The following is a 24,844-nucleotide window of genomic DNA, read 5'->3' as shown; positions in this document are numbered from 1 at the left end:
GGTGATCTGCTCGGGTGGCTCGCTCTGATGGCTCGTCTCGTTGACCCGCGCGCCGATCAGGCCGGTCTGTGTCCCCGCGCTCCGGTACGCGATCCGCCGACTGTTCCCTTATCCCCAGAACGAGATTCGGCGAAAGTGCGCCCGCCGCCGTCTCCGTAGCGTCCTGCGGGTGCGGACCACAGGCCAGAACACCGAGCGGTTCCAAGCCGAGTCGCGACTGCGGACCCTGACCGGGGGCGGATCACCCGACCGGGCGCCCACGCCGTGCCGCCCGGCCGGCATGCCGTGCCAGGGCAGGCATGCGCGGGCCGGTGGTCAGGGCGAGCCGGAGGACGTCGTCGTCCACGACGGTCCCGCCGCGCGCATGCGTTCGGCGCCGATCCCTCCGTCCTTCGAGGCGCTCCGCAAGGTCGTGGCCACCCAGAAGGCCGCGCTCGGTCCTGAGCGTCCAGGGCTGCGCCTCCTGTTGCTCGTCGCCCTGGTGGCCACCGTCGCGGGCGGTCTGTACGCCTGGCGGTCCCAGCCGGAGCCCGAGCCCCTGGCCCCGCCGATGCCGATCGCCGGGTCACCGCTGTCGGCACCCGTCACCGTTTCGCGGCGGGAGTCCACGCCGGTCGCCGAGCTGACCGTTCACGTGACGGGTAAGGTCCGCAGGCCCGGGGTGATCACGTTGCCCGGCGGTTCACGGGTCGCCGACGCGCTCCGGGAGGCCGGGGGCGTCCGTGGAGCGGCCGTCACGGGATCCCTCAACCTCGCGCGCAGGCTCATCGACGGCGAGCAGATCGTCGTCGGCCTTTCCGGCACGGCCACCGTCGCGGCGGCGCCCGCTCCGGTGAATCCGATGGATCCCACCACTGCCGTCGTCGACCTCAACGCCGCCACCCCCGAGCAGCTCGAGGAGCTACCGGGCGTGGGCGAGGTGCTCGCCCGGCGCATCGTCGAATACCGCGACGCACACGGCGGCTTCCGCTCCGTCGAGCAGCTTCGCGACGTGAGCGGGATAGGTGACCGGAAGTACGCCGAGATGCGGGACAGGGCCCGTGTCTGACACCTCGGCCGCGAGGAGGGCCGTGACGCGGTTCGCCACGGCCGGTGGCTCCGGTGGCTCCGCGTCCCTCGGCGGGTCCGAAGGGATGGGAATCCTGGGCGGTTCAGGAAAGGGGTGGCGCACGCATGCCACGCATCTGGTCCTGCCGGCGGCGGCCTCATGGATGACCGCCCTCGTCCTGCTGGGCTGCTCGGCCGCGACCGGTGCGGTGACGGCCGGTCTCATGACCGCGGGCGCCCTGGCCGTTGCCGTCCTGACCCGGGCCCAGGGGGTGACGGGCCGGCGGAACGCCGCGATCGCGGTCCTGGGATGCGCCGCCGCGGTGGCGGGGTCGGTGGCCTTCCGGGTGCACGCGGTCGGTACGGGGCCGGTCGCCGAGCTCGCGAGCAGGAACGCCTCGGCGACGGCCGAGGTGGTGGTGACCGACGATCCCCGGGAGACGAGCCGAAGGGGAGGGCCTTTCCCCCGGGAGAGTTTCGTGGTGCCCGCCCGGGTCGAGTCGGTCGGGACGGGAGCGGGCAGGGTGGCGCTGCGGGTTCCGGTGGTGCTGTTCGTCTCGGGCGCCGGGTGGCGTTCCCTGCTGCCCAGCCAGCGGGTGGAGGTCAGCGGGCGTTTCGGCCGGGCCGACCCCGGAGAGCTGCTCGCGGCGGTGGTGCTGGTCAGGGGAGCGCCGCGGGTCCTGAGCGGGCCCTCCTGGGAGCAGCGCGCGGCCGGGGCGCTCAGGTCGGGGCTGCGGGAGGCGGCCGGCGTGTTGCCGCCGGCGCAGCGCGGACTGCTGCCCGGCCTGGTGGTCGGCGACGTGTCCCGGATGGACGAGCAGGTCAAAGCCGATTTCAAGGCGGCGGGCCTCAGCCATCTTCTCGCGGTCTCCGGCGCGAACCTCGCCGTCGTGGCGGGGGCGGCGGTCGCGCTGGCCAGGGTGGCCGGGTTGCCTCTCGCGGCGCGGGCGGTGCTGGCGATGGCGGCCATGGTCGCCTTCGCGGTCGTCGCCCGGCCCTCGCCCAGCGTGCTCAGGGCCCTCCTGATGGGCGGGGTCGCCGCCCTCGCCCTCGGCACGGGCCGCTCGCGCGACGGTGTCGCGGCCCTGTCGGCGACCGTCCTGGGGCTAGTCTTCTTCGTCCCCGACCTCGCCCGCTCCTACGGCTTCGCCCTGTCGGTCTCGGCGACCGCGGGCATCCTGGTCCTCGCCCCGGGCTGGCGCGACCGGCTCTCGGCCCGCATGCCCCGATGGCTCGCCGAGGCGACCGCCGTGGCCGCCGCCGCCCAGGTCGCGGTCACTCCCGTCCTGGTCCTGATGTCGGGACAGCTCGCACCGGTGGCGATCCCGGCCAACCTGCTCGCGGGCCCGGCCGTGGCCCCCGCCACCCTGCTCGGTTTCGCGGTGGCGTTGATCGCGCCCCTGCACATAGGGCTCGCCCAGCTGCTGGTCCGGCCGGCGGGGCTGGCCACCGGATGGATCATCGAGGTGGCCGAGCACACCGCGGCGCTCCCGCTGGGCGTGATCCCGTGGCCGGGCGGCGTCACCGGCCTGCTCCTGCTGGCCTGTGCCGCGCCACTCGCCGTGCTGGTGCTGCGGCACCGGCGGCCACGCCTGATCGTCCTGGCGGCCCTCGCCGGGCTGGTCCTCGCCGTGACGGTGGCCGCGCCGATCGTGGCACGCTGGCCGCCTCGCGGATGGTTGCTCGTGGCCTGCGACGTCGGTCAGGGGGACGCCCTGCTCGTCGCGGCGGGGCCGGGGCGGGCCGTGGTGGTGGACGCGGGACCGGACCCGGTGCCGGTGGACCGCTGCCTGCGCTCCATGGGGATCGGGGAGGTGCCGCTGGTCATTCTCACCCATCCGCACCTCGACCACGTGGGCGGTCTCGACGGCGTCTTCCGCGGGCGCGCCGTGGGAGCGGTCATGGTGACCCCGCACGGTGCCGGAGAGCGCGAGGGGGTGAGGCTGAGCGCCGATCTCGCCCGCCGCCACGTGGTCGCGTGGGCGGCGAGGCCCGGTGCGAGCTGGCGGTTCGGACCCTCGGAGCTCACGGTCATCGGCCCGGTGGCCGAGGACCCCCCGCCCGGCGTGGGGGAGGGGGCGGCCGTCAACAACGCCAGCGTCGTGGTGCACGTCCGCTGGGCCGCGGGGGCGGCTCTGCTCAGCGGAGACATCGAGACCGAGGCCCAGGCGGAGCTGCTCCGGCGCGGCCTGCCGCCCGCCGAGATCCTCAAGGTCCCGCACCACGGCTCTGGCAGGTACGACCCGGCCTTCCTCGCCGCCTCCGGTGCCCGTGCCGCTCTGATCAGTGTGGGGGCGGACAACGGCTACGGCCACCCCGCCCCGTCGACCCTGACCGCGCTGCACCGGCTCGGCATGCGCGCCTACCGGACGGACCTGTCGGGAGACCTCGCGGTGGTGGTCCGCGAGGGGGCTCTGGCGGTCGTCGCCCGAGGGCGCGCGACCCCGTTGGCGGGCGTCTCATGGGGCACGGCCCGGATGGGCGGGGCCGGCGCGGGCCGAGTCCCGGTCCTGGCCGGGCGGTACGGGTCAGGCCTCGGTTCCGGCCGGGGGCGTGGGCCGGATCCCGGTTCTGCCCGGGGAGTGTGGGTCAGCTCCCGGTCCTGGCCGGGCGGCGGAACTCGGTGTCCACGTCGGCGGCGTAGACCGACCGGCTGCAGCGCGCGCAACGGTACATGATCGGGCCCTCGTCGAGGGACGCTCCGCAGCGGGGGCAGGCGTAGCGGCGAATAGTGGAGTTTGTCATGGTTCTCACCTCCTGTGTTGTTCCCAGAGTGCCTCGCGGCACCTGCATTCCGATTGCGAACGACTTGCCGACGGCTCACCCGGTCGCCGGGACGTGGCATGCTGCTCGTCATGGCGGCAACCGATCCGGCACCCGTGATCCTGATACTCGGCGACGAGGAACTCCTGGCCGACCGCGCGGTGAGCGAGGTGACCTCGGCGGCCAAGGCCGCCGATCCGACCGCCGAGGTGCACGATCTGCCCGGCTCGAAGATGGAGCTCGGAGAGCTCACCCGCATGACGTCGCCCTCACTGTTCGGCGACAGGTCCGTGGTGGTCGTCCGCTCGGCCCAGGACCTCGGCAAGGACGTCATCGCCGAGGTCGTCTCCTACGCGGCCCACCCGGCGGACGAGACCGTGCTGGTCCTCGTCCACCCGGGAGGCGTCAAGGGGAAGGCCCTGGTCGACGGGGTCAAGAAGGCCGGAGCCCAGGTGGTCTCCGTCACCAAGGTGACCAAACCGGCCGAGCGCCTGGCGTTCGTCAAGGCGGAGCTGAAGCGGGCCGGACGCACCATCGGGGCCGACGCCGCCGCCGCGCTCCTCGACGCCGTGGGCAACGACCTGCGCGAGCTGGCCGCGGCGTGCAGCCAGCTCGCCTTCGACACCCCCGGCAAGACGATCGACGAGGCCGCCGTCGCGCGCTACCACCGGGGCAGGGCCGAGGTCAGCGGGTTCACCGTGGCCGACTCGGCCGTCGAGGGACGGCTGGGCGACGCCCTGGAGCAGCTGCGCTGGGCGCTCTCGACCGGTACGGCACCGGTCCTGCTGGTGAGCGCGCTCGCCGGGGGCCTGCGCTCGCTGGCCAAGGTGGGAGGCGCGCCCCGCAACCTCCGGGGCGGCCAGCTCGCCAGCCATCTCGGCATGCCACCCTGGAAGATCGACCGGGTCCAGCGGCAACTGAACGGCTGGGGCCCCGAGGGTCTCGCCCGCGCGATCCAGGCCGCCGCCACCGCCGACGCGCAGGTGAAGGGCGGCGGAGCCGACCCCGCGTACGCGCTGGAGCACATGGTCCAGACCGTGGTCGCCAGTCGCACGGGGCGTTAGGCGTTCCGGGAGAGCCGGCCTGAGACGCAAGACGTGGTGTCGGGCGCACCGAGGGAAGGTCGGCGCACCGGGAGAAGGTGGTGTCGGGCGCACCGGGGGAAGCCGGCCTGAAACGCAAGAACGCCGCATCCCCGAGGGGTGCGGCGTTCGCGAAACGTGGAGCTACTTGGCGACCGACAGGGCGGCGGCGCGCTGGGCGATCGCCGACTTGCGGTTGGCGGCCTGGTTCCGGTGGATCACGCCCTTGCTGGCTGCCTTGTCCAGCTGGCGGGAGGCGGCGCGCTGCAGCACGACGGCCTCTTCGACGTTACCCTGGTCGGCGGCCTCGCGGAACTTGCGGATGGCCGTCTTCAGGGAAGACTTGACAGCCTTGTTACGCAGCCGGGCCTTCTCGTTCTGCCGGTTGCGCTTGATCTGGGACTTGATGTTCGCCACGAAGAAGCCTCGGTGAATGTCGTTGGATGGGGCGCGCGGGCAGAGAGGGCGCGCCACACGCAGTTGACTAGGCTACCAACTGCCATGGCCGACACTCAAATCAACAGGCCGGGCAGAAGGATGCCTGATCAGTTTAGCGTGTGGTCGCGATGGCTCGGACCGGAATGCTCACGGCTTGAACCAGAACTTCTCGTACTCCGCCCAGTCCTCCTTGGTGGCGGCGAAGTCGACGTAGAGCGCCAGACCGAACCGCTCGCGTGGTTTGCCGTACGAGGTCAGTGCCAGCCGGGCGCCCCTGGCCGCCTTCTCGACGCTCTCGGCCGCGTCGGCCCAGGAGACGTTGTGGTCGTGATAGGCCGGGGCGCCGATCAGCACCGTCTTCTCCTCGGGGACGAGCTCCAGCGCCAGCGAGCCCTGCCGTACGACGTATCCGCCGTAGACGGAGGGGAAGGGGAGGTAGGAGTCGTAGGTCATGATCGCAACCTGGTCGGTGAGCTTCGCCACCTGGCGGAAGTAGTCGGGTGACCAGTACTTGTCGTGGCCGATGGCGGCGCGCGCGGCCGGGCGGACGAGCGGGAACGGCTCGATCTGCGGGGTCGAGGTGGAGAGCAGGCCGCCGCCCACGATCGCGCGGGTCCGGGTCAGCAGGTCGAGGAAGTCGGTGTCGCCGTCGCCGATCGGCTCGAAGTTGTAGTGGACGCCGTCGAAGCCGAGCGCCGTGATCGCGCGGGCGCCGTCCAGCACGCGCTGCCTGGAGGCCGCGTCGTCGAGGTCCAGGACTCCGTCGACCTTCTGGCCGAGCCAGGCCGACACCCTGACCTTGGGGAGTTCCTCACGCCACCACTTCAGGAAGTCGGCCGCCTTCGGATATTTGCTGACAGGTAGTGTCCCGTCCGGGTCGAACGGGCCAGAATGGACGTACACGTCCTTGATCCCGGTCTTCCGCAGCCGGGCGGCGAGGGTGCGCACGTCGTCGGCCGTCTTGCGGCCGTCGACCCACGCGTGGCCCAGCCACAGGGCGTCGTGGCCGGTCGTCTTCGCCCATGGGGCGGGTGTCCCGGTAAACTGCAGGGTGAGGGTGGCCACGGCCACCCCTGGAAGCGCGAGGAGCAGGGCCGCCACCATAGCGAGGAACCGCAGGCCGCGCCGTGCTCTGGTCCGGGCAATCACCCGGACATGTCACCATGGAAGACGGCTGGCATGCCAGCCGTGTGATCGTCATCAATCTGTTGAAACGGACCCCGGTGCGCATTCAGCCTGGCCAGACCGACCCCGCTGTGCTCCGCAACTTCTGCATCATCGCGCATATCGACCATGGCAAGTCGACGCTCGCCGACCGAATGCTGCAGATCACCGGAGTGGTCGACGACCGTTCCATGCGCGCCCAGTATCTCGACCGGATGGATATCGAGCGCGAGCGCGGCATCACGATCAAGTCGCAGGCGGTCAGGCTGCCGTGGAAGGTCGGGGACACCGACTACGTCCTCAACATGATCGACACCCCCGGGCACGTCGACTTCACCTACGAGGTCTCCCGGTCGCTCCAGGCGTGCGAGGGCGCGATCCTGCTGGTCGACGCCGCGCAGGGCATCGAGGCGCAGACCCTGGCCAACCTCTACCTGGCCATGAACAACGACATGACGATCATCCCGGTGCTCAACAAGATCGACCTGCCCGCCGCCCAGCCGGAGAAGTACGCCGCGGAGATCGCCCACCTCATCGGCTGCGAGCCGGAGGACGTGCTGAAGGTCTCCGGCAAGACCGGCATCGGGGTCCGCGAGCTGCTGGACCACGTGGTGGCGAGCGTCCCGGCCCCGGTCGGCGACGCCGACGCGCCCGCCCGCGCGCTGATCTTCGACTCGGTGTACGACACCTACCGCGGCGTGATCACGTACGTCCGGGTGATGGACGGTCACCTGGGCAAGCGCGAGCGCATCCTGATGATGTCCACCACCGCGGCCCACGAGACGCTGGAGATCGGCGTCATCTCGCCCGAGCCGAAGATCGCCGATAAGGGGCTCGGCGTCGGCGAGGTGGGCTACCTGATCACCGGCGTGAAGGACGTCCGCCAGTCGCGGGTCGGCGACACGGTGACCTCCGTGACGCGTCCGGCCCTCAAGGCGCTCAGTGGCTACGAGCACCCCAAGCCCATGGTCTTCTCCGGCCTGTATCCGATCGACGGTGACGACTACCCCGACCTTCGCGAGGCCCTGGACAAGCTCCAGCTCAACGACGCCGCCCTGGACTACGAGCCGGAGACCTCCGCGGCCCTGGGCTTCGGATTCCGCTGCGGCTTCCTCGGCCTGCTCCACATGGAGATCGTCCGCGAGCGGCTGGAGCGCGAGTTCAACCTCTCGCTCATCTCCACCGCGCCCAACGTGGTCTACCGGGTGATCATGGAGGACGGCAAGGAGGTCGTCGTCACCAACCCCTCGGAGTTCCCCACCGGCAAGGTGGAGAAGGTCTTCGAGCCGATGGTCAAGACGACCGTGCTCGTCCCCTCGGAGTTCATCGGCGCCATCATGGAGCTCTGCCAGAACCGCCGGGGCAACCTGCAGGGCATGGACTACCTGTCCGAGGACCGCGTCGAGATCCGCTACACCATGCCGCTCGGTGAGATCATCTTCGACTTCTTCGACCAGCTCAAGTCCCGTACGCGCGGCTACGCCTCGCTGGACTACGAGCCCTCGGGCGAGCAGGAGTCGGACCTGGTCAAGGTCGACATCCTGCTCCAGGGCGAGGCCGTGGACGCCTTCAGCGCCATCGTCCACCGGGAGAAGTCGTACGCCTACGGGGTCGAGATGGCCAAGAAGCTGCGCGAGCTCATCCCCAGGCAGCAGTTCGAGGTGCCGATCCAGGCGGCCATCGGCGCCCGGGTCATCGCCCGGGAGAACATCCGCGCCATCCGCAAGGACGTCCTCGCCAAGTGCTACGGCGGCGACATCTCCCGCAAGCGCAAGCTGCTGGAGAAGCAGAAGGAGGGCAAGAAGCGGATGAAGATGGTCGGCCGCGTCGAGGTGCCCCAGGAGGCGTTCGTCGCCGCGCTGTCCACCGAGTCCTCCACGGACAAGGCCAAGAAGTAGGCGCTCCCCAAGGCCAAGAAGTAGGCGCTCCCCCCAGGCCGGCCCGGGCCCGCCCCGCGACCGGCTCGGTCCGCTCCGGACCGCCCCCGCACCGGCTCGGCCGGGTGTGAACGGCGCCCGGGGAACGGGTGCGAACGGCGCCCGGGGCCGGGTTGTGAACGGCGCCCGGGGGCAGAGTGCCCGGGGAGGGAAAACGTGCGGGCGAGGCCGCAGGTGACCCAGATCCTGCGGCCTCGCCCGGTATGAGGGGGGCGCTCAGCGCAGGACGCTGTAGAGCGCCGAGGTGAGCGACGCCTTGGTGTCGTCCTGGTCGATGGACCACATCATCGAGCCGCCGAGGCCCTTCAGGCGGATGTAGGCCGCTTTCTGGAGCAGCGAGGCCGGGTCGTCGTAGGACCAGAACTCGTTGCCGTCGTAGAGCCACACGGACCCGGTCAGCAGGTCGCGGTAGCGCTTGCCCGGCTTGTTCACGAGGATCTTGTAGTCCTCGCTTCCGGCGGCGAAGGTGCCGGGAGCGGGCCCGGTGGCGGTGCCGTACAGGCCGTTCTTCCCGCCGGTGACGCCGGTCCAGCCCTGGCCGTACGCCGGTACGCCCACCACGATCTTCTTGGCGGGCGCGCCGCGCGTCAGGTAGTCGCGGACGGTCTGGTCCACGCTGTACTTCACCGGGTGGGGGTCGCGCCGGTCGTTGAACAGGTTGCCGTTGTGGCCGGTGACGGTCTCCCACGAGCCGTGCAGGTCATAGCCCTGGATGGTGGCGAAGGTGAGCTGCCTGAAGACGTCGCGGACCTCGAAGCCCGCGTCGATCTTCGCGGCGGCGGCGGGCAGGAAGGCGGTCAGCTCGGTGCGCCGGTCGAACTCGTTCATCTGGCGGCGGAGCTCGGTGACGAACAGGGTGAAGTTCCGCTTGTCCTCGGGACGGATGATGTTGCCGACCTCGCCGGAGGAACCGGGCCACTCCCAGTCGAGGTCGATGCCGTCGAACACGCCCGCCCCGGTACCGGCCGCGGTGCCGGGCAGGTTGCCCTTGAGCCACAGGTCGATGCAGGAGGAGGCCAGCTTGGCGCGGCCCTCGGGGGTCAGCACCGCGTCGGAGAAGTACTTCGAACCGGTCCAGCCGCCGAGGGAGATCAGCGCCTTGAGACCGGGGTGCTTGGCCTTGAGCTTCTTCAGCTGGTTCAGGTTGCCGTTCAGCGCCTGGCCCTCGGCGTCGGCGACGCCGTCCACGCTCTGCTCGGCGGGGACCGGGCGCTGCCAGTCGGCCCACGGGTCGGGGGAGTAGCAGTCGCCCCCGGCGTTGACGAAGCCGAAGGCGTAGTTGATGTGGGTCAGCTTGGCGGCGGCGCCGCTGGTCTCCATGTCCTTGACGTGGTAGTTGCGGCCGTAGACGCCCCACTGGATGAAGTAGGCGACCCGCTTGTAGCGGTCACCGTGCTCCCGGGAGGTCTGGGCCTGGGCCGTGGCCGGCACGGCCACGGCCGCGAGACCCGCGGCGAGGGCTGCCGCGAGCACTTTACGGAGGAGTCTCTGCACGGGCTTCTCCACTGCTTGAAATAAGTAACTTATAGGAAACTTTCCTTTAAGTTTTCCCGGATCGTAGACCTGCGGGATCTGGCCGTCAACGGCCAACGGCGTTTTGACCGGTGGACGGCGGGATGCTTCGGCTAACTTGGTAAGGCATGGAGCAGCAGGCGTTCTGCAACCGATGTGGCACCCCTGTGAGCGGGCTGTCGCGATGCCCCAGGTGCGGGGCGTCGACGGGGGGTCGACCTCCGCTGGATCAGTCCTCACCGGCCCGGTTTCCACCGGCTCAACCCTCGCGGGACGTTCCCGCGGGCGGGACCAGGGTCCCGCCGGAAGAGTGGCGGCAGGACCCCGCCGACTGGCAGCAGCATCTCCCCCCGGACGAGCGTCCCCTCCAGCGGGACGATCGGCCCTGGCGACCCCCTGCGGGGGACCGGGCTCCGGCACCGCCGCCGGACCGTGGCCGGGACCGGACGCCCCGCGGGGACCGCAAGGTCTGGCCACTGGTGGCGACGGCCACGGTCCTCGCGATGTCGCTGGCCACCGCGGGGTCCTTCTGGCTCACCCCGCGGGACGGCGGGACGTCCGTGGCGGGCGGCGTCCGGGCGGCGACGACCGGCGACCGGGCGGAGGCCGAGGCCGGGGCACCCCCGGCGGGGCGCGCTCCCCAGGGGCCCCAGGACGCCGAGACCCAGGCCAGGGTCCTCGACGCCCTGCTCGCCGACAGCGGCGGCTCCAGATCGGGTCTCGGCTCGGCCCTCGACCAGCTGCGTTCCTGCGAGGGCACCGCCACCGGGCTCGCCACGCTCCAGCGGATCACCGCCGCCCGCCGCGAGCAGGTGGTCCAGGTCGACGCGCTGGGCACCGGCGAGCTCGACGGCGGCGACGCGGTCAAGGCGCGCCTCACCAGGGCCCTGAACGCCTCGTTCAACGCCGACGAGGCGTTCCTCGCCTGGGCGACCCGCCAGGAGGCCGGGTGCAGCCGCGCCTGGAGCGGCGACGACGACTACCGGCGCGGTCTCGCCTTCTCCGGCGAGGCGACCACCGCCAAACGGGCCTTTCTGAAGCTGTGGAACCCCCTCGCCCGGCGGTACGGCCTGCCGGTGCGGGACGAGCACGAGATCTGACGCCCGGGAGGGCCGCGGGAGGCGATCCGGCGGAGCGCGGTTCCCGCCCGCGGCGCGGGGGCCGGGGCGATCGGACAGGCCCGCGGGGCCGGGGTCCTCCGCCGGCGTCCCTGAGCTCCGAGCCGTCCGGCGTCCCCGAGCCTCGAGCCGTCAGCCGTCCCTGAGCCCCGGATCCCCGGCGTACCGGGCATCGCGGAGGAGGCGGCAGACTTGGGGCGTGCCATCCACACTTCCCGACGGGGACCCCGCGCCCGCCTCGGGCGAGCTCCCGGAGAGCGCGCTCGCCGGGCTCGGCGAGCGCCCCTTCGGTTTCTACGTCCACGTCCCCTTCTGCGTGACCCGGTGTGGTTACTGTGACTTCAACACCTACACGGCGTCCGAGCTCGGTCCCGGCGCGTCGCAGAAGGACTACGCGGACACCGCCGTCGACGAGGTGCGGCGGGCGCGGGCCAATCTCGGCGCCGCGCACCTCCCCGTCGAGACCGTCTTCTTCGGCGGGGGAACCCCCACCCTGCTCCCCGCCGGAGACCTCGTACGGATCCTGCGGGCGATCGAGGAGGAGTTCGGGCTCGCCCCCGGCGCCGAGGTGAGCACCGAGGCCAACCCCGAGTCGGTGGATCCCGCCTACCTGGCGGAGTTGCGCGCCGGCGGGTTCAACCGGATGAGCTTCGGGATGCAGAGCGCCCGCGAGCACGTGCTCCAGGTGCTGGACCGCCGCCACACCCCCGGCCGCCCCGCGCGGGCCGTGCGGGAGGCGAGGGAGGCGGGGTTCGACCACGTCAACCTCGACCTGATCTACAGCACGCCCGGGGAGAGCGACGACGACTGGCGCGCGTCGCTGGCCGCGGCGATCGAGGCGGGCCCCGACCACGTCTCCGCGTACTCGCTGATCGTCGAGGACGGGACGAGGCTGGCCGCCAGGATCAGGCGCGGTGAGCTCCCGATGCCCGACGACGACGTGGCCGCCGACCGTTACCTGATCGCCGACGCCATGCTGGCCGAGGCGGGGTTCGAGTGGTACGAGGTGTCCAACTGGGCGACCTCGGAGGCCGGACGCTGCCGGCACAACCTGCTCTACTGGACCGGCGGCGACTGGTGGGGCGTCGGCCCCGGGGCGCACAGCCACGTCGGCGGCACCCGCTGGTGGAACGTCAAGCATCCCGCCGCCTACGCTCAGCGCCTGGCCGCGGGCACCTCGCCCGCGCACGCGCGCGAGGTGCTGGGCCCTCAGGACCGGGCGGTGGAACGGCTGATGCTGGAGCTGCGGCTCGCCCGGGGCTTCCCGCTCGAGGAGCTGGAACGTCCCCCGGTGGTCGCCCGCGCGCTGGCCGACGGCCTGCTGGAGGTGGAGCCGTTCAAGGCGGGCCGCGCGGTGCTCACCCTGCGCGGCCGCCTGCTGGCCGACGCCCTGGTCCGCGACCTCACCTGAGGCTCCGCCCCGGGTCCGGACAGGTTAGCTGACGAAGCGGATGTTCATCGGATAGCGGTATCTCTCTCCCCGGTTGGCCGCCACCGCGGCGACGATCGTCATGATGATCGACGCGACCCAGAGGAAGAACATCAGCACGAAACCGATGAGCACGAACGCCAGGACCCAGGAGACGAAGTAGACGATCAGCACCGTGAGCTGGAAATTGAGCGCCTCGGCGGCCTGGTCGCGCACGTAGGGCGACTCGTTCTTCTTCGCCAGATAGAGCACCAGCGGCCCGACGAAGGAGGTCAGCAGCCCCAGCAGGTGGGCGAGCATCGACATGGTGGTGTCGTCGCTGCCGGGCCGCGGGCCGTACGTGCCCGGCGGGGCCTGGTAGCCGTATCCCTGTGCCGCGCCGTACGGGCCGTACTGGGGGTGTCCGGGCTGGTGGCCGCCCGCGGGGCCGCTCTGGTAGCCGCCCGCGTCGTACGGGGAGGTAGGCGGCGGGTAGCCCCCGTACCCCTGACTCGGCTGTCCGTAGCCCTGGCCGGGTTGCCCGTATCCCTGATTCGGCTGTCCGTAGCCCTGGCCGGGTTGCCCGTAGCCCTGGCCGGGGGGCGGGGCGCTCTGGCCCGGCCACGTGTGGCCGGGCGGGGGCTCGCCGATGCGCCGCGTCCGGTCGTCGCCCGGCGGGTCCTCGGGGTTCTCGCTCATGTCCCCTCCTGATGGGGTGACGGCCCTGACGGGTCAGACGGCTTGGCCGTCCTCGCCGGGAACCGTCACGAAGTCGATCAGCTCCTCGACGGGGCCGAGGAGTTCGGGCTCCAGATCGGCATATGTCGTGACCGATCCGAGAATGTGGCGCCATGCGGCGCCGGGCTCCACGTTCCAGCCCAGCGCGGCGATGACGCCCTCCTTCCAGGGCACGCCGCGCGGCACCGACGGCCAGGAAGGGATCTTCAGCACGTGCGGCCTGACCGCCTGCCAGACGTCCACGAACGGATGCCCGACGATCAGCACGTGCGGGGAGGAGACCTGTGCGGCGATCCGGCTCTCCTTGGAACCGGGGACCAGGTGGTCGACGAGCACGCCCAGCCGCCGCCCCGGCCCCGGGCCGAACTCCTCGACGATCGAGGGCAGGTGGTCGACCCCCTCCAGGTATTCCACGACCACCCCCTCGACCCGCAGGTCGTGCCCCCAGACCTTCTCCACGAGCGCGGCGTCGTGCACGCCCTCCACGTAGATCCGGCTCTCCTTGGCGACCTGCGCCCGCAGGCCCTCCACCGCGATGGAACCCGACGCGCTCCGCCGGGGACCGCGCGGTGCCGCGACGGGCCGTACGAGCGTCACCACCTTGCCCTCCAGGAGGAACGCGGCCGGCTCCAGCGGGAACACCCGCCGGCGCCCGAAGCGGTCCTCCAGGGTGACGGCCTCCTTGTCGCAGGCCACCACGGCGCCGCAGAAGCCGCCGTCGGCGTCCTCGACGACCAGGTCGAGCTCCGCGGGCACCTGGGGGATCGTCCCCCTGCGCGGGCGCCGCCAGTCTCCCGCCAGAACGTCACGCTCGTACATCACCGACCGCCCACCCTCTCTCGCCGGGGATCAGGTGGGACGCTAGCAAACGCCGCCGTCACCTGCCGTAGGGTCCCGGCTGTCCCCACTGTCCCACCGGCATCGCGGCGGCCCGGCGCTTGCGGGCGTTGCTCCGCTTCACCAGTACGACGATCGTCACGACGATGGCGAGCAGGATCCCGACGCCGGGGATCACGAACAGGGCGACCACCCCGCCCACCAGCGATTCGGCGGCGAGTTCCTTGCCCACGCCGAACCTGGTGCCCTCGGCGGGCTCGGCGGAACACTGGACCTGGTAGTCGCCCGCCTGGTCCACGCCGACCCGCAGGCCCATCTCCCAGGTGACGCCGTCGGACCCGGCGACGGTCTGCTGGAGGTCCGGCTTCTGCAGCCTGGGGGTGCCCGTGCCGCCCTTCAGCGTGCACTCGAACTTGGTGGGCCCGCCCGTGGCGACGTAGATCGCCGGCTTGTCCGCCGGGTCGATCGTGACCGTCGTGGCCTGGCCGGGAGCGAAGGTCTGCGTCGGGGCCGCGTCGGTGACCACGCCGATGAGGCCGCCGGCGAAGCCGCCGATGCCGACGATGATGCTGACCAGGGCGAGCAGCCAGACACCGACGATCCACCCGATGCCGGGCTTGATCTTCCCGGCGGGGGGCGGCGGTCCCTGCGGGGCGCCGTAACCGGGAGGCGCGTAACCGTACGAAGGGGGCTGCTGGCCGTACTGCTGCTGGCCATACGGCTGCTGGGGGCCGCCGTGACCGGGGCCGCGGGAGGCGTCACCCGGATAAGAACCGAAATCGTTGGACATGCCCGAATTCTGGTGGGTGCCGCTTGGATCGCGATAGCAGTTGACTTGACAACGGCTTGCCGTCATCATCCGCGGCTCTTGCTTATCGCGCCTTCCGCACCGGGGCCGTACACTTGGCACTCGGGAACACAGAGTGCCAAACCTCGTGTTTCCCTCTGAACGCAGGCAGGGAGGTGACCACGTTGGTCGACGACCGCAAGCTCGCCGTGCTCCGCGCCATCGTCGAGGACTACGTGTCCACCAACGAACCGGTGGGTTCGAAAGCCCTCGCGGACCGGCACAACCTGGGGGTGTCCCCGGCGACGATCCGCAACGACATGGCGGTGCTGGAGGAGCAGGGCTACATCGCCCAGCCCCACACCAGCGCAGGCCGGGTGCCCACCGACAAGGGCTACCGGCTCTTCGTCGACCGCCTCTCGCAGGTGAAACCCCTGTCGAGCGCGGAACGCAAGGCCATCGAGAGCTTCCTCGCGGGCGCGGTGGACATCGACGACGTCGTCATGCGGACGGTGCGGCTGCTCGCCCAGCTCACCCGGCAGGTCGCCGTGGTTCAGTACCCGACGCTGACCCACTCGACGGTCAGGCACGTCGAGCTGGTGCCGCTGAGCGAGCGCCGGCTGATGTTCGTGCTCATCACCAACACCGGCAGGGTCGAGCAGCGCGTGGTCGAGCTGCCCAACGTCGTCGACGAGCAGCGCGTGGCCCATCTGCGCGCGATGCTCAACGCCTCCCTCGACGGGTGCGGGCTCACCAGCGTCCCCGACAAGGTCGCCGACCTGCCGGAGCGGCTGCCCCCGGAAGACCGGCCGCTCGCTGCCACTATCCTGTCAGTGCTGCTGGAGTCCCTGGTGGACCGGCACGACGAGAAGATCGTTTTTGCCGGAGCCGCCAACCTCGCGGGAGCCGACTTCACCGTCGGGCTCCGCGACGTGCTGGAGGCTCTGGAAGAGCAGGTCGTGCTCATGCGCCTGCTCGGTGAGACCTCCGACCTTTCGGCGCTGACCGTGCGGATCGGCTCGGAGAACCCCTACACCGGACTCCAGGGCACGTCCATCGTCGCCGCCGGATACGGTTCTGGGGACAAGCAACTGGCCCGGCTCGGTGTGCTGGGCCCGACGCGAATGGACTACCCGGTCACGATGGGCGCGGTGCGCGCGGTGGCACGCTACGTCAGCCAGATCCTGGCTGCATCATAAGAGGTCAACGAAAAGTGGCTAAGAGCGACTACTACGGCACCCTCGGGGTGCGCCGCGACGCCAGTGCGGAAGAGATCAAGAAGGCGTACCGGCGCCTGGCGCGCGAGCTGCATCCCGACGTCAACCCCGACCCCGAGACCCAGGAACGCTTCAAGGAGATCACGCAGGCCTACGAGGTCCTGTCCGACTCCAGCAAGCGGCAGATGTACGACATGGGTGCCGACCCGTTCGCCTCGGGCGGCGGCGCGGGGGCCGGGGGCTTCGGTGCCGGCTTCCCGTTCAGCGACATCATGGACGCCTTCTTCGGCGCGGCGGGTGGCGGCGGTGGCCGCGGTCCCCGCTCCCGTGCCCGGCGCGGGCGCAACGCCACCATCCGGGTCGAGCTCGACCTGCGCGAGTCGGGCTTCGGCACGACCCGCGAGCTGGTCGTCGACACCGCCGTGGTCTGTGAGGTCTGCACGGGCTCGGGCGCCGCGGCCGGCACCCACCCCGACACCTGTGACATGTGTCACGGCCGGGGTGAGGTGTCCCAGGTCACCCGGTCCTTCCTCGGCCAGGTGATGACCTCCCGCCCCTGCCCCCAGTGCGGCGGCTTCGGGTCGATCATCCGCAACCCCTGCCAGGAGTGCTCCGGCGACGGCCGGGTCCGCACCCGGCGGACCATCAAGGTCCGCATCCCGGCCGGCGTCGAGGACGGCACCCACATCCAGCTCGCCGGCGAGGGCGAGATCGGCCCGGGCGGAGGCCCGCCCGGCGACCTGTTCCTGGAGATCGTCGAGCGCCCCCACGAGATCTTCGAGAGGCGCGGAGACGACCTGCACTGCACCGTGCAGATCCCGATGACCGCGGCCGCGCTCGGCACCATCCTGACCATGGAGACGCTCGACGGCGCCGAGGATCTCGACATCCGTCCCGGCACGCAGTCGGGGCAGACGATCCCGCTCTACGGGCGGGGCGTGCAGCGCCTGAACGAGACCGGCCGCGGCGACCTGCTGATCCACGTGAACGTGGAGACCCCCGCCCGCCTCGACGCCGAGCAGGAGGAGCTGCTGAAGGAGCTCGCCAGGCTCCGCGGCGAGGAGCGCCCGCCGGGCAAGTTCGCCCCCGGGCAGCAGAGCTTCTTCTCCCGCCTGCGAGACGCCTTCAATGGCCGCTGACCCGGCCCGAGCCCGGTCGCGCCGCGGCCGGGCTCACCTCCGGCCGGAGCGTCCCGCCGCGGCCGTCCCGGGGTCGTGTCACCCGGGCCGGGCCGGCTCCGGGGCGTGGCGTCCCGGCCCGTCCGGCTCCGATGGCCCATGACCGTCCCGGTCTTCCTGGCCGAACCCGCCGACCTGGCCAGGCCGGAGTTCGTCTTCGGCGGTCCCGAGGGGCGCCACGCGGCGGCCGTACGGCGGCTGCGGGCGGGGGAGCGGCTCGACCTGACCGACGGGGCGGGCTCCGTCGCCGAGTGCGTGGTGACCGAGGCGGGCAGGGACTCGCTCCGGGTCGAGGTGCTGCGCCGCCACGACGTGCCCGTGCCGTCGCCGCGCCTGGTCGTGGTCCAGGGCCTGCCCAAGGGCGACCGGGGCGAGCTGGCCGTGGAGATGATGACCGAGGCGGGGGTCGATGTGATCGTCCCCTGGGCCGCGTCCAGGTGTGTCACCCAGTGGAAGGGCGAGCGGGCGGCCAAGGCGCTGGCCCGCTGGCGGTCCACGGCACGCGAGGCGGGCAAGCAGTCGCGCCGTTTCCATTTGCCGGAGGTGACGGAGCTCGCGTCCACCGCGAAGGTCGCCGGCCTGCTGTCGGCCGCGGCGCTGGGTGTGGTGCTGCACGAGGAGGCCGCCGCCCCGCTGTCCGGCCTGCCCCTTCCGGCCGGCGGCGACATCGTCGTGGTGGTCGGCCCCGAGGGCGGGGTCTCGGGCGAGGAGATCGCCGCGTTCCGTGAGGCCAAGGCGGTACCGGCGCTGCTCGGGCCGACGGTGCTGCGCACCTCGACCGCCGGGGTCGTCGCGGCGGCGGTGCTCCAGACGCGCAGTGGCCGCTGGTGACATCCCGCCGGGGTGCGGCCGGTCGCTCCTCGGCGGTCGCCGGTCCCGGCGAATCCGTGTCATAAGGCCCCGGGAAGCGTGAGGCGCCGGGAAGCGTGAGGCGCCGGGAAGCGTGAGGCCCCGGGAGGCGTGAGGCCCGGGAGGATGAGGCGCCGGGAAGCGTGAGCTCCGGAAAGCGGTGTCGTGAGGCCCCGGGAGGCGTGAGACCACCGGGAGGGGTCCGTGAGGCCCCGGGAACCCGCCCCCCGCGAGCGGGTGACGAGGAGAGAACCGGTCAGGGTCCGCCGTGACCGGTCACCGCGCTAGCTCTGGGTGGGGATCGGGATCGGGGTGCTCGCCTCCGTCGGCATGGGGGGCGAGGCGTCGCCCGAGGGCGCGCACTCGTCGGGCGAGCACGGGCTCTCCGAGGGAATCGGCCTCGTCTTCGCCGGCGTCGGTGTCGCCTCGATCTCCTCGCACCTCCTGAAGACCCCGCTGGGCTCGACGGTGGGGCTGTCGAGGGGGGTGGGGCAGGTGGGCGTCGGTGTCGGCGTCGGCCTGGGAGCCGTCGTCGCCGGGTTGGGCCTGGAGGTGGGCCGCGTGCTGGGCGCCGCGCTCCTGGACGGTGCGGGCCTCGGCGAGAGCATGGTGGCGCCGGGCTCCGACCTGCTGGCGGCCGGAAGCGGGGCGGGGTCGGACGGCGGCTGCGAGGAGGGCGCCGGGGGGCGTGAGGTGGCGGACCCGTCGACGGGAGGGGTCGACTCGGCGAACTTGATCCACTCGACCCTCACCTGGCGGCCCACCTCCTCGCGGAACTGGGGAACCACCATGACGACGGTCGCCGCGACGAGGACCGCGCCGGCGACGGAGGCCCCGGCGCGCCACCACACCAGCCGGCGGATCCCGCGCCGCTCGATGCGTCCGCGGATCACCTCCAGCCCGTCCGGGGAGGGAACGACCGAGTTCGCCTCCGCGCTGAGCGCGCGGCGAAGCAGCTCGCCGTACTCATCCGGGGAGTCGGTCATGACAGTTGCTCCAGTGAGGTTCGTAGGGCGGCCATGCCGCGAGCCGTGTGGCTCTTGACCGCGCCTTTGCTGATGCCCATCGCATGGGCGATCTGCGCCTCGGACAGGTCTCCGTAGTAGCGCAGCACCAGGGCCTCCCGCTGGCGTGCGGGCAGCCCGCGGAGCGCCTCGATGACGGCGGAACGCTCGAACTCGCCGATCGCCCCGTTCTCGGCGCTCGGCGCGTCGGGCATGCCCTTGGGCGCGTACTTCTCGACGACCGCCCGATGCCGAAGCACCGAACGTGATCGGTTGACGACCGACTGTCGCAGGTAGGCCAGTGCCTTGTCGGTGTCGCGCAGTCGACGCCAGGCGCCATGGATGGCGACGAACGCGTCCTGCACGACCTCCTCCGCGGTTGCCATGTCGCGGACGAGTAAGACGGCGAGACGGACAAGAGACCGATAGTGCGCGCTGTAGAGCGCGGTAACGGCCATGTCGGCATCCCATCCGACGGGCACCGCCCCGAGCGACCTGTCGGCCACGAGGGTCTCGGTGGTCACATCAGTGGGACGCTTGGCCTTCCCAGAGGGTTTACGCTCTTCCGGTTCATTAGGGGGCATGACCCAGTCGTGTCCTCGCCAGGCGGCCATATATTGCTGCGCGCAAAGGGCTGTCGTGGTTGAAGTTTTGCACACCCACCATATCCGGGCGGATCTTTGTTTGCGGACGGGAACCATCACCGATTCGCAACGTCCTCGGCGGTATGGTGCCTGTCATGGTGAGCGAAGCCGACTGCCTGTTCTGCAGGATCGTGGCCAAGGAGATTCCCGCGGAGATCGTCTACGAGACCGATCGCGCGCTGGCCTTCCGCGACGTCAATCCCCAGGCGCCGACCCACGTGCTGGTGATCCCCAAGGGTCACTACCGGGACGCGGCGGCCCTGGCCGCCGCCGACCACGGCCTGGCCGACGAGGTGATCAAGGCCGCGCACGAGGTCGCCCTGCGCGAGGGGGTCGCCGAGTCGGGCTACCGGCTGGTGTTCAACACCGGGCCCGGTGCCGGCCAGACCGTCTTCCACCTGCACGGACACGTGCTCGGCGGGCGCGGCCTGCAGTGGCCGCCCGGCTGAAAACCGGTAGGCGCGATCCCGGCGATCGCGGCTAGCATGGCGTTGAAGTTCCGCGCCTATATCTGGAGGCGAACAGGCCGTAAGGCCCGCTCATGTCCGAGACAAACGATTCCAGCAGAACGCCGCCGAGGTCCCGGGGTGCCAGCCGGACCCAGGCGAAGGTGGTTATTCCGGACGATCAGTCGATGGTCAGCCTGCTGGGCTCGCGCGACGAGCTGTTGCGCGTCATCGAGGGCGCCTTCCGCGCCGACATCCACGTCCGGGGCAACGAGATCACCGTCACCGGCAGCCCCGAGGAGAGCAGCACCGTGGTGCGGCTCTTCGAGGAGATGTCCGAACTCGTCCGCGGGGGCGCGCAGCTCACGGCCGACGCGGTCGAGCGCAGCATCGCCATGCTGCGGATGACCTCCGACCGGCCCGCCGAGGTCCTCTCCCTGGACATCATCTCCTCGCGGGGCCGGACCATCCGCCCGAAGACCGTGAACCAGAAGCGTTACGTCGACGCGATCGACAAGTTCACCGTCGTCTTCGGCATCGGACCGGCCGGCACGGGCAAGACCTACCTCGCCATGGCGAAGGCGGTGAAGGCCCTCCAGGAGAAGAAGGTCAACAGGATCATCCTCACCCGCCCCGCGGTCGAGGCGGGCGAGCGGCTGGGCTTCCTGCCCGGCACGCTCTACGAGAAGATCGACCCCTACCTGCGCCCGCTCTACGACGCGCTGCACGACATGCTCGACCCCGACTCGATCCCCAGGCTGATGGCCGCGGGCACGATCGAGGTCGCCCCCCTGGCCTACATGCGCGGCCGTACGCTCAACGACGCCTACATCATCCTGGACGAGGCGCAGAACACCTCGCCGGAGCAGATGAAGATGTTCCTGACGAGGCTGGGCTTCAACTCGAAGATCGTCGTCACCGGTGACGTCACCCAGGTCGACCTGCCGAACGGCACCCAGAGCGGCCTCAGGGTCGTCCAGGACATCCTCGAGGGCATCTCCGACATCCACTTCAGTCGCCTGACCAGTGCCGACGTGGTGCGGCATAAGCTGGTGGGAGACATCGTGGACGCATACGGGCGCTACGACGAGACGCAGCGCCAGAGCAGCGCGGTGGAGCAGATCAAGGGCGTGGTCAAGCAGCGCCCCCGGGGGAGATCATGAGAGTGGACGGGCCGGCGGCCGGTCGAGAAGCGGTGGGCGAGCGATGAGCACGGAGCGACTCCGGCGCGGGAAGCGGATCGGGTCGCGTGGCACGAACCGGTCGCGCGGCGGGCGGGGAGCGGTGAACGGCCGATGAGCGTCGAGGTCAACAACGAGTCCGGCGTCGAGATCGACGAGGGGCTCATCGTCTCGCTGGCGGGGCACGTGCTGGAGCGGATGGGCATCAACCCGCTCGCGGAGCTGTCGATCCTGGTCGTCGACGAAGAGGCCATGTCGGTGCTGCACGAGCAGTGGATGGGTGAGCCGGGTCCCACGGACGTGCTCGCCTTCCCGATGGACGAGCTGCGTCCCGGTCCCGGCGCGGGTGCCAGGCAGGAGGGCGACGCGCCCACCGACCCGGCGCTCCTCGGCGACGTGGTGCTCTGCCCGCAGGTGGCCGCCAAACAGGGGGCCGAGGCCGGGCACGGCACCGAGGCCGAGCTGGAGCTGCTGTGCACGCACGGCATCCTCCACCTGCTCGGCTACGACCACGCCGAACCCGAGGAGCACAAGGAGATGTTCGGCCTGCAGGCCGAGCTTCTGGAGTCGTGGCGGGAGGTGCGCCCCCAGCGGTGAACTTCGCCAACGGGTGGTTGTTCTCGGCCGTCGTCCTCGTCGTGGTCGGCGGGTTGATCGCCAGCGCGGAGACGGCCCTGACCCGCATCTCAAGGGTTCGCGCGGAGGAGTTCGTCCGCGACGGCCGCCGGGGCGCGGAGCGCCTGCAGGTCATCGTCGCCGACCCGCCGCGCTACCTGAACCTGCTGCTCCTGCTCCGGCTGAGCTGCGAGCTGGTCGCCACGGTGATCGCCACGCTGCTGTTCATCGACTGGCTCGGTGACCAGGGCTGGGCCTACACCGCCGCGGCGGCCGTCATGATCGTCGTCAGCTACGTGATCGTCGGGGTCTCCCCGCGCACGCTGGGCCGCCAGCACGCGGAGCCGATCGCGCTCGCCAGCGCGCCCCTGGTCTACGGCCTGACCCGGATCTTCGGGCCGCTGCCCAAGCTGCTCATCCTGCTCGGCAACGCGGTGACGCCCGGCAAGGGCTTCCGCGAGGGGCCCTTCACCTCCGAGGCCGAGCTGCGCGACCTGGTCGACCTGGCCGAGGAGCGCAGGGTCATCGAGCCCGACGAGCGGGAGATGATCCACTCGGTCTTCGAGCTCGGCGACACCCTGGTCCGCGAGGTCATGGTGCCCCGTACCGACATGGTGTTCATCGAGCGCGGCAAGACGCTGAACCAGGCCCTGTCGCTCGCCCTGCGCAGCGGTTTCTCGCGGATCCCCGTGGTCGGCGAGAACGAGGACGACGTCATCGGCATCGCCTACCTCAAGGACATCGCGCGCCGGGTGCAGGACATCGGTGAGGAGGGGCGCGCCGAGCCGGTGGAGTCCCTCATGCGCCCGGCCACCTACGTGCCGGAGAGCAAGCCGATCGACCAGCTGCTCCGCGAGATGCAGGCCCGCCAGATCCACCAGGCCATCGTCATCGACGAGTACGGCGGCACGGCCGGCCTGGTCACCATCGAGGACATCCTGGAGGAGATCGTCGGTGAGATCGCCGACGAGTACGACCAGGAGGCGCCCAGGGTGGAGCCGCTGGAGGGCGGCGCGGTCCGGGTGACCGCCAGGCTCCCGGTCGGCGACCTGGAGGACCTGTTCGGCATCGAGCTGGAGGTCGACGACGTCGAGACCGTCGGCGGGCTGCTGGCGCACGCGCTGGGCCGGGTGCCGATCGCCGGTTCCCAGGCGGTGGTCGAGGGGCTCAGCCTGACGGCCGAGAGCCTCGCCGGTCGTCGCAACCGGATCGGTACGGTCCTCGTCACCAGGGCGGTTCCCGCCGAGCCCGACTCGGTCTCGGCCTCCGCCGACCAGTGAGGGCTCCCGGGCCGCCGTGGTGGCCCGGGGAGCGCCCGGGACGGGTGGATCCAGGTGGGCGGATCCGGTGGGCCGATCCGTTCCCAAGCCGCCCGCAAGCCTCCTGCAAGCGGGGCGCGCGATGCTCCTCTCACGGCACCCGGTCGCGCGGGGGCCGGTGGAGAAGGTCCCGGCGCCCGGAGGGGTTCGCGGTGCGAGGGATCGGCTTCAGGGGGAGACAGAGTCACGCAGGGCTCCGAGGCTGTTCTGCGTCACTCGCTCAAGGGTGTTCTCGACCGTGAAATGCGGTTGAGGGCACCCTTAGGCGTTTATTGGATGATTGCCGCTTTTGCCGACGGGGAAGAAAGCGAGTCGGTGGGGATGGGACGCCTCGCCCATGACATCGGGGGAATGCTCATGGCACGGGGAACGAGTTTTGTCGTTTTTGCGGTGTTATGTGGGCTTTTATCGGGTGTTTCAGTCGGGTGTGGTGGTGACGCGGGGCCCGACGGCACCACGGACCGCGCCGCGGAGCTGAACCGGCTGCGGGGGGTGCTCAGCGAGGCGCGGGACCTGCCGGACGGGTTCTCGGCCCGCCCGCGCAACGGCTGGCGCGCCCCCTTCCAGGCCGTCGACGAGGACTGCAGGCTCGTCCTCGACGCCGCCGGAGGCAGGCCGCCGAAGCGGGCGCTGGGAGCGCGGGCCGCCGTGACCTACCAGGGCGACGGGGTCGGGGAACTGGCCGGGTTCGGCCTCGCCTCCTACGGCGGTGACGACGCGGCGCTCCACTTCGGAGAGCTCGCCGAGGCGCTGGGCGGCTGCCCGGTCGCGCGGGCCCCCGTCGCCGGGCGCGGCACCGCCTTCAGGGTCTCCGATCTGGACCTGGGCCCGGTCGGTGACGGGGTGCAGGCCAGGCGGCTGAACGGCAGGCTGAACGGATACCCGTACGAGATCCACCTGGTGTTCGCCCTCAGCGGCCACACCCTGATCTCGCTGGTGCACGCGGGGGTCAGGGACGTCGACGCCGCGCGTACCGGGCAGCTCGCACGCCTGCTGGTCGATGAGGTCGGCGCGTGAGAGGTCACCGTCCGGGCTGCGTGAGGCCACCGTCCGGTGAAGGGGTCACCCTCTGGGAGGTCACCGTCCGGGTGAGCCCCGTTCGGGTGAGCACCGTCTGGGTGCGGCCGCCGGGGTGCCGCTGTTCGAAGTGGATCTCCGCCTGGGCGAGGCCGGGTCGCCGTGGGGGCCGGGAGCTGAATACCCTTGTGCCGTGAGTGACGCGACCCTCGATCCCGAGGACAAGAAGATCATCGTGCTGGCCCGTTCCGCCCGTGCCCGCAACGGTGCCGCCGAGGGGGCCGCCGTGCGGGACGAGACCGGCCGGACCTACTCGGCGACCAATGTGGCACTGCCGTCGCTGACCTTGTCGGCGCTCCAGGTGGCCGTGGCGATGGCCGTGTCCAGCGGAGCGGAGTCGCTGGAGGCCGCCGCGCTGGTCACGGCGGGTGACGGTCCCTCCGACGCCGACACGCGGGCGGTCCGCGAACTGGGCGGCGAGACCGTGCTCGTGGCCGGTCCCGACGGGACACCGCGTCAGAGCTGAGCCCGGCATCGGCGACA

Annotated in this window: 23 protein-coding genes; 15 read left to right on the top strand and 8 right to left on the bottom strand. The window is 71.5% G+C overall.

All coding sequences use genetic code 11. The features are described 5' to 3' along the window. The first annotated feature begins 169 nt into the window (after positions 1-169). The 3 genes from AB0F88_RS04755 (at position 170) to holA (ending at position 4,874) form a co-directional block, all read left to right on the top strand. Complete coding sequence (locus tag AB0F88_RS04755) at positions 170-1,048, top strand: ComEA family DNA-binding protein (RefSeq protein ID WP_362677371.1); 879 nt, start codon at positions 170-172, stop codon at positions 1,046-1,048. A gap of 163 nt (positions 1,049-1,211) precedes the next feature. Beyond that, entirely contained in the window at positions 1,212-3,725 is a 2,514-nt protein-coding gene (locus AB0F88_RS04750; RefSeq protein ID WP_362677369.1) for a ComEC/Rec2 family competence protein, read from the top strand. 177 nt (positions 3,726-3,902) lie between these two features. Further along, a complete protein-coding gene (gene holA / locus AB0F88_RS04745; protein ID WP_362677367.1) occupies positions 3,903-4,874 on the top strand; it encodes a DNA polymerase III subunit delta in 972 nt (323 codons plus the stop codon). A 162-nt stretch (positions 4,875-5,036) separates the two neighbouring features. On the opposite strand, the gene rpsT is transcribed toward holA, so the two are convergent. Together rpsT and AB0F88_RS04735 are read right to left on the bottom strand one after the other, a co-directional pair. Next, complete coding sequence (gene rpsT / locus AB0F88_RS04740) at positions 5,037-5,309, bottom strand: 30S ribosomal protein S20 (protein ID WP_362677365.1); 273 nt, start codon at positions 5,307-5,309, stop codon at positions 5,037-5,039. Positions 5,310-5,477: 168 nt separating this feature from the next. Beyond that, positions 5,478-6,479, bottom strand: coding sequence for a hypothetical protein (locus AB0F88_RS04735; protein WP_362677363.1), 1,002 nt, complete (start codon positions 6,477-6,479; stop codon positions 5,478-5,480). A gap of 74 nt (positions 6,480-6,553) precedes the next feature. Here AB0F88_RS04735 and lepA point away from each other — a divergent pair, with 74 nt between their 5' ends. Then, complete coding sequence (lepA, locus tag AB0F88_RS04730; RefSeq protein WP_362677361.1) at positions 6,554-8,392, top strand: translation elongation factor 4; 1,839 nt, start codon at positions 6,554-6,556, stop codon at positions 8,390-8,392. 255 nt (positions 8,393-8,647) lie between these two features. Here lepA and AB0F88_RS04725 read toward each other — a convergent pair whose 3' ends face one another. Further along, on the bottom strand, positions 8,648-9,925 hold the full coding sequence (locus AB0F88_RS04725) for a glycoside hydrolase family 18 protein (protein ID WP_362677359.1): 1,278 nt from the start codon (positions 9,923-9,925) through the stop codon (positions 8,648-8,650). Positions 9,926-10,422: 497 nt separating this feature from the next. On the opposite strand from AB0F88_RS04725, the gene AB0F88_RS04720 reads away from it, so the two are divergent. Both AB0F88_RS04720 and hemW read left to right on the top strand, forming a co-directional pair. Next, on the top strand, positions 10,423-11,043 hold the full coding sequence (locus AB0F88_RS04720; RefSeq protein ID WP_362677357.1) for a hypothetical protein: 621 nt from the start codon (positions 10,423-10,425) through the stop codon (positions 11,041-11,043). 217 nt (positions 11,044-11,260) lie between these two features. Beyond that, a complete protein-coding gene (hemW, locus tag AB0F88_RS04715; RefSeq protein WP_362677355.1) occupies positions 11,261-12,472 on the top strand; it encodes a radical SAM family heme chaperone HemW in 1,212 nt (403 codons plus the stop codon). Positions 12,473-12,496: 24 nt separating this feature from the next. Here hemW and AB0F88_RS04710 read toward each other — a convergent pair whose 3' ends face one another. The 3 genes from AB0F88_RS04710 to AB0F88_RS04700 are packed head-to-tail and all read right to left on the bottom strand — an operon-like array spanning position 12,497 to position 14,834. Then, complete coding sequence (locus AB0F88_RS04710) at positions 12,497-13,168, bottom strand: DUF4870 domain-containing protein (RefSeq protein ID WP_362677353.1); 672 nt, start codon at positions 13,166-13,168, stop codon at positions 12,497-12,499. A 33-nt stretch (positions 13,169-13,201) separates the two neighbouring features. After that, positions 13,202-14,026, bottom strand: coding sequence for a DUF3097 domain-containing protein (locus AB0F88_RS04705; RefSeq protein ID WP_362677351.1), 825 nt, complete (start codon positions 14,024-14,026; stop codon positions 13,202-13,204). Between the two features lie 58 nt (positions 14,027-14,084). Beyond that, positions 14,085-14,834: a hypothetical protein gene (locus AB0F88_RS04700; RefSeq protein WP_362677349.1), complete on the bottom strand. Its 750-nt coding sequence runs from the start codon at positions 14,832-14,834 to the stop codon at positions 14,085-14,087. A gap of 182 nt (positions 14,835-15,016) precedes the next feature. Between AB0F88_RS04700 and hrcA the strand changes: the two genes are divergently transcribed. The 3 genes from hrcA to AB0F88_RS04685 all read left to right on the top strand — a co-directional run bounded on the left by hrcA (position 15,017) and on the right by AB0F88_RS04685 (position 18,057). Then, a complete protein-coding gene (gene hrcA, locus AB0F88_RS04695; protein ID WP_362677952.1) occupies positions 15,017-16,030 on the top strand; it encodes a heat-inducible transcriptional repressor HrcA in 1,014 nt (337 codons plus the stop codon). 14 nt (positions 16,031-16,044) lie between these two features. Continuing rightward, entirely contained in the window at positions 16,045-17,187 is a 1,143-nt protein-coding gene (dnaJ, locus tag AB0F88_RS04690; RefSeq protein WP_362677347.1) for a molecular chaperone DnaJ, read from the top strand. A 138-nt stretch (positions 17,188-17,325) separates the two neighbouring features. Beyond that, positions 17,326-18,057, top strand: coding sequence for a 16S rRNA (uracil(1498)-N(3))-methyltransferase (locus AB0F88_RS04685; RefSeq protein ID WP_362677345.1), 732 nt, complete (start codon positions 17,326-17,328; stop codon positions 18,055-18,057). Positions 18,058-18,359: 302 nt separating this feature from the next. Here the strand turns inward: AB0F88_RS04685 and AB0F88_RS04680 are convergent, their stop codons facing one another. Both AB0F88_RS04680 and AB0F88_RS04675 read right to left on the bottom strand, forming a co-directional pair. After that, complete coding sequence (locus AB0F88_RS04680; RefSeq protein WP_362677343.1) at positions 18,360-19,061, bottom strand: hypothetical protein; 702 nt, start codon at positions 19,059-19,061, stop codon at positions 18,360-18,362. Continuing rightward, complete coding sequence (locus AB0F88_RS04675) at positions 19,058-19,537, bottom strand: SigE family RNA polymerase sigma factor (protein WP_043655278.1); 480 nt, start codon at positions 19,535-19,537, stop codon at positions 19,058-19,060. Before AB0F88_RS04675 ends, AB0F88_RS04680 begins: the two co-directional genes overlap by 4 nt. A gap of 284 nt (positions 19,538-19,821) precedes the next feature. On the opposite strand from AB0F88_RS04675, the gene AB0F88_RS04670 reads away from it, so the two are divergent. The 6 genes from AB0F88_RS04670 to AB0F88_RS04645 all read left to right on the top strand — a co-directional run bounded on the left by AB0F88_RS04670 (position 19,822) and on the right by AB0F88_RS04645 (position 24,827). After that, positions 19,822-20,172 carry a histidine triad nucleotide-binding protein gene (locus AB0F88_RS04670; protein WP_362677950.1) on the top strand — a complete coding sequence of 117 codons (351 nt, stop codon included), beginning with the start codon at positions 19,822-19,824 and terminating at the stop codon, positions 20,170-20,172. A gap of 92 nt (positions 20,173-20,264) precedes the next feature. Further along, on the top strand, positions 20,265-21,332 hold the full coding sequence (locus AB0F88_RS04665; protein ID WP_362677341.1) for a PhoH family protein: 1,068 nt from the start codon (positions 20,265-20,267) through the stop codon (positions 21,330-21,332). Between the two features lie 132 nt (positions 21,333-21,464). Next, positions 21,465-21,947: an rRNA maturation RNase YbeY gene (ybeY, locus tag AB0F88_RS04660; protein ID WP_362677339.1), complete on the top strand. Its 483-nt coding sequence runs from the start codon at positions 21,465-21,467 to the stop codon at positions 21,945-21,947. Beyond that, positions 21,944-23,245 (top strand): hemolysin family protein, encoded by a 1,302-nt coding sequence (locus AB0F88_RS04655; protein WP_362677337.1) that lies wholly within the window; start codon positions 21,944-21,946, stop codon positions 23,243-23,245. Before ybeY ends, AB0F88_RS04655 begins: the two co-directional genes overlap by 4 nt. 531 nt (positions 23,246-23,776) lie before the next feature. Continuing rightward, complete coding sequence (locus AB0F88_RS04650; RefSeq protein ID WP_362677335.1) at positions 23,777-24,301, top strand: hypothetical protein; 525 nt, start codon at positions 23,777-23,779, stop codon at positions 24,299-24,301. A 193-nt stretch (positions 24,302-24,494) separates the two neighbouring features. Next, entirely contained in the window at positions 24,495-24,827 is a 333-nt protein-coding gene (locus AB0F88_RS04645; RefSeq protein ID WP_362677333.1) for a cytidine deaminase, read from the top strand. Positions 24,828-24,844 lie beyond the last annotated feature (17 nt).

The sequence above is a fragment of the Streptosporangium sp. NPDC023963 genome, assembly GCF_040639135.1.
In the GTDB taxonomy this organism is placed as follows: Bacteria; Actinomycetota; Actinomycetes; order Streptosporangiales; family Streptosporangiaceae; genus Streptosporangium.
Note: the sequence above shows the minus strand (reverse complement) of the source record. Positions and strands in the feature narration are given on the sequence as shown.